At 68.1% G+C, this 7,274-nt stretch carries 8 protein-coding genes and 1 other annotated feature; of the genes, 6 read left to right on the top strand and 2 right to left on the bottom strand.

Features of this window, described 5'->3' with window-relative positions:
• Window positions 1–30: 30 nt before the first annotated feature.
• Window positions 31–1,221, bottom strand: coding sequence for a DUF418 domain-containing protein (locus tag AB0I34_RS37975; protein WP_360455289.1), 1,191 nt, complete (start codon window positions 1,219–1,221; stop codon window positions 31–33).
• Between the two features lie 186 nt (window positions 1,222–1,407).
• Here AB0I34_RS37975 and paaA point away from each other — a divergent pair, with 186 nt between their 5' ends.
• Genes paaA through AB0I34_RS37945 form a run of 6 tightly spaced genes read left to right on the top strand, consistent with a single transcriptional unit; the run spans window position 1,408 to window position 5,601 of the window.
• The gene (gene paaA / locus AB0I34_RS37970) at window positions 1,408–2,325 is read left to right on the top strand and encodes a 1,2-phenylacetyl-CoA epoxidase subunit PaaA (RefSeq protein WP_360455286.1); all 918 of its coding nucleotides are present in this window, start codon (window positions 1,408–1,410) and stop codon (window positions 2,323–2,325) included.
• Window positions 2,322–2,600: a 1,2-phenylacetyl-CoA epoxidase subunit PaaB gene (paaB, locus tag AB0I34_RS37965; RefSeq protein WP_131351625.1), complete on the top strand. Its 279-nt coding sequence runs from the start codon at window positions 2,322–2,324 to the stop codon at window positions 2,598–2,600. The genes paaA and paaB overlap by 4 nt, the downstream gene beginning before the upstream one ends.
• On the top strand, window positions 2,597–3,337 hold the full coding sequence (gene paaC, locus AB0I34_RS37960; protein WP_360455282.1) for a 1,2-phenylacetyl-CoA epoxidase subunit PaaC: 741 nt from the start codon (window positions 2,597–2,599) through the stop codon (window positions 3,335–3,337). The genes paaB and paaC overlap by 4 nt, the downstream gene beginning before the upstream one ends.
• Window positions 3,331–3,810, top strand: coding sequence for a 1,2-phenylacetyl-CoA epoxidase subunit PaaD (paaD, locus tag AB0I34_RS37955; RefSeq protein ID WP_360455279.1), 480 nt, complete (start codon window positions 3,331–3,333; stop codon window positions 3,808–3,810). The genes paaC and paaD overlap by 7 nt, the downstream gene beginning before the upstream one ends.
• Complete coding sequence (gene paaE, locus AB0I34_RS37950) at window positions 3,810–4,898, top strand: 1,2-phenylacetyl-CoA epoxidase subunit PaaE (protein WP_360455276.1); 1,089 nt, start codon at window positions 3,810–3,812, stop codon at window positions 4,896–4,898. Before paaD ends, paaE begins: the two co-directional genes overlap by 1 nt.
• Before the next feature lie 25 nt (window positions 4,899–4,923).
• Window positions 4,924–5,601, top strand: coding sequence for an alpha/beta hydrolase (locus AB0I34_RS37945; protein ID WP_360455273.1), 678 nt, complete (start codon window positions 4,924–4,926; stop codon window positions 5,599–5,601).
• Between the two features lie 179 nt (window positions 5,602–5,780).
• Here the strand turns inward: AB0I34_RS37945 and AB0I34_RS37940 are convergent.
• A protein-coding gene (locus AB0I34_RS37940; protein ID WP_360455270.1) for an IS3 family transposase occupies window positions 5,781–7,057 on the bottom strand; the annotation gives its coding sequence in 2 pieces (ribosomal slippage) (window positions 5,781–6,766 and window positions 6,766–7,057; 1,278 coding nt in all).
• Window positions 6,627–6,779, bottom strand: a sequence feature (AL1L pseudoknot). (Overlaps the previous gene by 153 nt.)
• Window positions 7,058–7,274: the final 217 nt, after the last annotated feature.

Genomic DNA, 7,274 nt, shown 5'->3' with positions numbered 1-7,274 from the left:
CACCAGGTCCGGCCGGCAACAGGTGAGGGGTCAGTACACGAGCCGCCGCAGCAAGGTCTCCGCCGGCCCACGGTAGGACCGCTTCGTCATCGCGTAGGCGCCGAGCACCGACACGATCCACACCGCGACCGCGCATCCGAAGGCGGTGTACGCCGTGCTGCCGAAGCGGTGACCGAGGTCCAGGGTGAAGGGCGCCAGCAGCACCATCCACGAGACCGACTGGAACAGGTAGCCAGACAGCGACCGCTGACCCAGGGAGGAGATCGCCCGGACCGGCAGCGACAGCGTGGTGATGCGCGAGACGAGCAGACCGAACAGAGAGACGTACCCGGGACCGCCGAACATGCCGCTGACGTGGGAGAGGTTGCTCATGGCGTCGACCGCGGCCTTGTCGACGTGCAGCCAGCCGGCGCCGACCAGAGCGAGCGGCAGGCCGCCGAGGATCGTGAAGCCCATGCAGACGGCGGCGACACGGGTCAGCAGGGTGCGGTGCGCGGCCGGGTTCTCCAGGATCTGCTGACGGGCGGCCCAGATGCCCAGCCAGACGACGATGATGAATCCGACCACGCTGGCGGTGTGCAGCGGGTACTCGTGCAGCCGGTCGACCAGGCCGGCGCCGTACGACGCCGCGGCCAGCGACGGGTTCGGCTCGTTGGTCAGCGCGTGCGCCGGGCCAGAGCTGCTCAGTCCGGCGATGACGGCCTGAACCGCGGTGGTCAACACATAGAGGGCCTCGAAGACCCAGATGCCGAGAACGATCCGGTGGAACTTGTCGCCGCGGTTGAGCAGGAACAGCGTGCAGATGATCCCGACGATGCCGTACGCGCCGAGGAAGTCGCCGAAGTACAACAGCGTCGCGTGCATCAGTCCGAAGACGACCAGCCACGTGTTCCGCTTCAGCAGGATCCGTCGGACGGCGCCGGTGGTCGCGCCGGACGAGCGCTGGCGCCGGGCGAGTTGGACAAGGCCGTAGCCGAACATCACCGCGAACACCGGGTAGGCCCGGGCGTCCACGAAGGTGAGCTTGACGAAGTTCAGCAGCCGCTCGAGGCCGTGCGGCGCGCTTTCCACACCGGGCTGGCCGGCGAAGGCGAAGTTGGCGGCGTTGGCGAGCCCGATCAGCAGCAGCATCGCGCCGCGGATCAGGTCGGGCGCGAGGGCGCGCTCCTTGCCGGAGACCGGTCCGCGGTGATCGACGGCCGGGAGAGTCTGCGTAGTCACGGGGACACCCTTTCGAGAAACTGTGTAGTCCTTGAGCTGTTACTCGAAATCCTCGCCTGCCGCGACGGCCGCACCCAGCGCGTTGTCACCACTTCCCGGGGTGGACCTAGCACCACCGCGTCCGACTTTGTGACACTTACCGTTGATCTGGCGAGAAAGTGTCACATCTCGGCTATGCTGACCGGCATGGACAGCTTCCAGGCGACCATCGACGCCGACGGCCGGATCGAGCCGCGGGACGCGATGCCGGAGGGGTACCGCAAGACCCTGATCCGGCAGATCGCGCAGCACGCGCACTCCGAGATCATCGGTATGCAGCCGGAGGGCAACTGGATCAGTCGCGCGCCGTCGCTGCGCCGCAAGGCGATCCTGATGGCCAAGGTGCAGGACGAGGCCGGCCACGGTCTCTACCTGTACGCCGCCGCCGAGACCCTCGGTGTGGACCGGGCCGACCTGCTCGACCTGCTGCACAGCGGGAAGCAGAAGTACTCCAGCATCTTCAACTACCCGACGCTCACCTGGGCCGACATCGGCGCGATCGGCTGGCTCGTCGACGGTGCCGCGATCGTCAACCAGGTGCCGCTGTGCCGCTGCTCGTACGGGCCCTACGCGCGGGCCATGGTGCGGGTCTGCAAGGAGGAGTCGTTCCACCAGCGGCAGGGGTTCGAGATCCTGCACACGCTGTGCAACGGCACCGATGGGCAGAAGGCGATGGCCCAGGACGCGTTGGACCGCTGGTGGTGGCCGTCGCTGATGATGTTCGGGCCGCCGGACTCCGCGTCGACGCACTCGGAGCAGTCGATGGCGTGGGGGATCAAGCGGCACAGCAACGACGAACTGCGCCAGCGCTTCGTCGACATGACCGTCCCGCAGGCCGACGTACTGGGGATTCGCGTGCCTGACGACGGACTGTCGTACGACGAGGAGTCCGGGCACTACCGCTTCAGCGAGCCGGACTACACCGAGTTGTACGACGTGGTGAAGGGCAACGGTCCGTGCAACGAGCAGCGGCTCGCGCACCGGGTCAGGGCGCACGAGGACGGTGCCTGGGTCCGTGAGGCGGCTGCGGCGTACACGGCCAAGAAGGCGGTGCGGGCGGCATGATCGAGCCACTGTGGGAGGTGTTCGTCAGGTCTCGTCGTGGGCTGTCGCACACACACGTCGGCAGTCTGCACGCTCCTGACGCGACGATGGCGCTGCGGAACGCGCGCGACGTCTACACCCGCCGCCAGGAAGGCGTGTCGATCTGGGTGGTGCGCGCCGCCGACATCACCGCGTCCAGCCCGGACGAGAAGGACGAGTTCTTCGACCCGGCCGGCGACAAGGTCTACCGGCACCCGACCTTCTACCAGGTCCCGGAAGGCGTCGAGCATCTGTGAACGACCTCTTCGTCTACACGCTCCGCCTCGGCGACGACGCGCTGATCTCCGCGCAGCGGACTGCCGAGTGGATCGCGGCCGCGCCGCAGCTCGAGGAGGACGTTGCCCTCGGCAACATCGGACTGGACCAGCTCGGCCAGGCCCGGTCGCTGCTGCAGTACGCCGGTGCGGTCGAGGGGGCCGGTCGCTCGGAGGACGATCTCGCCTACCTCCGGGACGAGCGCGACTTCCTCAACCTGCAGTTGTGCGAGCTGCCGAACGGCGACTTCGCCTACGCGATGGCGCGGTTGCTGTACTTCGCGACGTACCAGCACCTCCTGTACGACGAGCTTCGGAGCTGTGACGACGAGCAGTTGGCCGGTGTGGCCGGTAAGGCGGTCAAGGAGGTCGCGTACCACGTCGACCACGCGACCCAGTGGGTGCTGCGCCTCGGCGACGGCACCGAGGAGAGCCACCGCCGGATGGAACAGGCGCTGGACGCACTCTGGCCTTACACCGCCGAGATGTTCGAGTCCGACGACCTCGTCCGTCGTCTCGCGGTCGCAGTGGATCCGGCGACGCTGCAGGACGAGTGGACGCGCCGGGTGATGGCTGTCATCGACGAATCGACGTGCAGCCGGCCGGACGCGTCCTACCAGCACAGTGGTGGCCGTCAGGGTCGGCACACCGAGCATCTGGGGTATCTGCTCGCGGAACTGCAGCATGTGGCTCGCTCGCATCCGGGGGCGACATGGTGACCGACACCGCGATCCTCGAAGCAGTGGGCGAGGTCGCTGATCCTGAGGTACCGGTGCTGACGATCGCCGACCTCGGTGTGCTGCGGGGTGTGCGTCACGAGGGCGATGGTGTCGTCGTCACGATCACACCGACGTACTCCGGCTGTCCGGCGATGGATCTGATCCGGCATGAGGTAGAGCTCACGCTTCAGGCGCTGCAGGTGGACGGCCGGGTCGAGACTGTGTTGTCGCCGGCCTGGACTACGGACTGGATGAGTGAGTCGGGCAAGGCGAAGCTGACCGAGTACGGCATCGCCCCACCGACCGGCCGCCGCGCTGTCGGTGGCCCGGTGATGCTGAGTCTGACTGTGCGGTGCCCGTTGTGCGGGTCGCCGGACACCACCGAGTTGAGCCACTTCGGGTCGACCTCGTGCAAGTCGCTGTGGCGGTGCAACTCCTGCCGCGAACCCTTCGATCACTTCAAGGCGTTGTGATGACGACGACTGTGGCGCCGCGCCGACGGGCCGTCTTCCACCCGTTGAAGGTGGCGGCGATCGAGGCGATCACCGACGACTCGGTGGCGATCACGTTCGAGGTGCCGCCTGAGTTGGCGCAGGAGTACGAGTTCAGTGCCGGGCAGCATCTCACCATCCGCCGTGCTGGTGAGGAGGTACGCCGCAGCTACTCGATCTGCTCGCCGGCCGGTTCGGGCGTGTTGCGGATCGGCGTGAAGCGGATCCCCGGGGGCGAGTTCTCGGCGTACGCGGCGAACGGGCTGAAGGTCGGCGACGAGCTCGAGGTGATGACGCCGCTCGGCCGCTTCGGTACGACGCTCGACCCGGCGAACGCGAAGCACTATGCCTTCGTGGCCGCGGGCAGTGGAATCACGCCGGTGCTCTCGCTGGTCGCGACGATCTTGTCGGTCGAATCGTCGTCGCGCGTGACTCTGCTCTACGGCAACCGGACCGCAGGATCGGTGATGTTCGCGGACGAGCTCGCCGACCTCAAGGATCGGTACGCCGAGCGGTTCCACCTGGTGCACGTGTTGTCGCGCGAGTCGACCGAGGTGGAACTGTTCAGCGGGCGGATCGACGCGGACCGGCTGGGACGGATGTTCGCGACGATCCTGCCGCTGGAGTCCGTGGACGAGTGGTTCCTCTGCGGTCCGTACGCGATGGTCGTCGGCGCGCAGGAGTTGTTGCTGGGGGAGGGCGTGGCGCGCGAGCACGTCCATGCCGAGCTCTTCCACGTCGGCGACGAGGCTCCGGCGGCTCCGGTCGAGGAGGCTCCCACCGATGAGAACGCGGCTCAGGTAACGGTCATCCTCGACGGCCGTCGCTCGACGTTCTCGCTGGCCGAGCACTCGAAGGTAGTCCTCGACGCAACCCTCGCCGTCCGTTCCGACGCCCCCTTCGCCTGCAAGGGCGGCGTCTGCGGCACCTGCCGCGCCAAGGTCCTCGAGGGCTCCGTCCGCATGGACACCAACTGGGCCTTGGAACCCGACGAGATCCGAGCCGGCTACGTCCTGACCTGCCAGTCCCATCCCACCACCCCCACCGTCACCCTCGACTACGACGCCTGACCCTCCGCCGGGTTTGGATGACGGCATGCGAGTCCCTCTGTCCGCAGGCGAATTCGAGTACGTCGAGACCGGCGATCCGTCGGCACCACCGATGGTGCTGCTGCATGGCCTGCGATCCAGTGCGGCGACCTGGGAGCCGGTGACGCCAGCGTTGGCCGAGCGGTGGCGGGTTTTCGCGCTGGATCAGCGCGGGCACGGAGCGAGTGCGCGAACAACGGAGTACTCGTTCGAGGCGATGCGTGACGACGTGCTCGAGTTCGTGGACCGGCTCGGGCTGGACAAGTTCCTGCTGGTCGGTCATTCGATGGGTGGCAGCGTCGCGGCGATCTTCGCCGAGCAGCACTCCGGACGACTCACTGGGCTCGTCCTGGTCGACAGCCCGCCGCCGGACGGCGAGGGCGACTGGACCGTGCCTCCGCGACCCGACGGCGAGCTCGACTACGACTGGGACTGCTTCGTGGCGATCTTCCGTCAGCTCGCCGACCCCGATCCCGCCTGGTGGGCAGACCTGCCGAGGATCTCCGCCCCGACCCTGGTCATCAGCGGCGGCTCGACCAGCCCCGTCCCGCCACACGTGCTCCCCGAAGTCGCGCGCCGCATCCCCGACGCCACCCTCACCACCATCGAAGGCGCCGGCCACGTGGTCCACCAAACCCGCCCCACCGAGTTCCTGGACGCCGTCACCACCCGCTTCCCCACCTGACCACCCAAACGCTGCGAGGGCGCCGTCTGGTGGGTCAGCCCATGCGCCGGTGGGTTGGCCAGCGGCGTGTGGTGGGTGAACCGGCGGTGTGGTGGGTCGGCCCATGCGCCGGTGGGTTGGCCAGCGGCGTGTGGTGGGTGAACCCGCGGTGAATCGCCCCGGGTTTCGTGGAGACCCGGTTACTTGGTTCCGGCCTCGGTGAGGACGGGGATTTCACTGTAGTGGTTGGCTTCGAACTCGGCGGGTGGGACGTGCCCGATCTCGCCGTGTAGGCGTCGGTGGTTGAACCAGTCGACGTATTCGGCGACGGCGATCTCGACGTCGTTGATGGACTTCCAGCCCGTGTTGGGCCGGGTGGCGGGGTTGCGGATCAGCTCTGCTTTGAACAGCGAGTTGAAGGCCTCGGCCATCGCGTTGTCGTAGGAATCGCCGCGGCTGCCGACGGACGCGACGGCATCGGCCTCGGCGAGCCGCTCGGTGTAGCGGACAGCTCGGTATTGGACCCCGCGGTCGCTGTGATGAATCAGCCCGGTGAGGTCGTGGCCGGCCCGCTGCCGTGCCCACAGCCCCATGTCGAGGGCGTCCAGGGCCAGGTCGGTGCGCAGGCTGGTCGAGACCTGCCAGCCCACGACCAGGCGGGAGAACACGTCGAGGACGAACGCGGCGTAGACCCAGCCGGAGTGGGTGCGGATATAGGTCAGGTCCGCCACCCACAGCTGGTTGGGTGCGTCGGCGACGAACTGCCGCTGCACCAGGTCGGCCGGACGCGGTGTCTGAGCGCCCAGGGTCTGGGTGGTCTTGCGGGTCTTGTCCCGCCTGATGCCTCGCAGGCTCTGGGCGCGCATCAGCCGTTCCACGGTGCACCGGGCAACGTTGATGCCGCCTCGATTCAGCTCGGCATGGATCTTGCGCACGCCGTAGACCTCGAGGTTGTCCTTGTGCAGCTGGCGGATCGCCGGGACCAGTTCGGCGTCTCTGACCGCCCGGGCCGATGGCGGCCTGCTCTTGGCGGCGTAGTAGGTGCTCGGGGCAATCTTGATCCCGGCAGCGGCCAGAACCTTACAGATCGGCTCGACCCCGAACCGGTCGCGGTGCTGGTCAATGAACTCGACCAGCGCCGCCGTCGGCACCTCGGTTACTTCACCTTGCGGTCGAGCTCCGCCGCCGCGAAAAAAGCCGACGCTGTCTTGAGGATCTCGTTGGCCCGCCGAAGCTCGCGATTCTCCCGCTCCAGCTGCGCGACCCGCTCGGCATCGCTGGTGGCAGTGCCCGGAACTGTCCCCGCGTCGATCTCAGCCTGCCGGACCCAACCCCGCAACGTCTCGCGGTGCACGCCGAGCTGCTCCGCGATCCGCGGAATCGCCCCCGACCTCGTCGCCGGGTCCTTGCGCGCGTCCACCGCCATCCGCGTGGCCCGCTCACGCAGCTCGTCGCCATACTTCCTCGGTGCTGCCATAACTCTCATCCTCCATGGATTGAGAGCCTCCATCAGACCCGGGGCGATTCACCGGCGGTGTGGTGGGTCGGCCCATGCGGCGGTGGGTTGGCCAGCCGCGTGCGGTGGGTGAACCGGCGGTGTGGTGGGTCAGCCCATGCGCTGGTGGGTTGGCCAGCCGCGTGCGGTGGGTCAACCCATGGTCTGGTGGGTCGGCCCATCAGACCGCGGTACAGCG

The sequence above is a fragment of the Kribbella sp. NPDC050281 genome, from assembly GCF_040655855.1.
In the GTDB taxonomy this organism is placed as follows: domain Bacteria; phylum Actinomycetota; class Actinomycetes; order Propionibacteriales; family Kribbellaceae; genus Kribbella.
The sequence above is the reverse complement of the archived record's forward strand: the minus strand, read 5'-3'. Positions and strand labels throughout refer to the sequence as shown.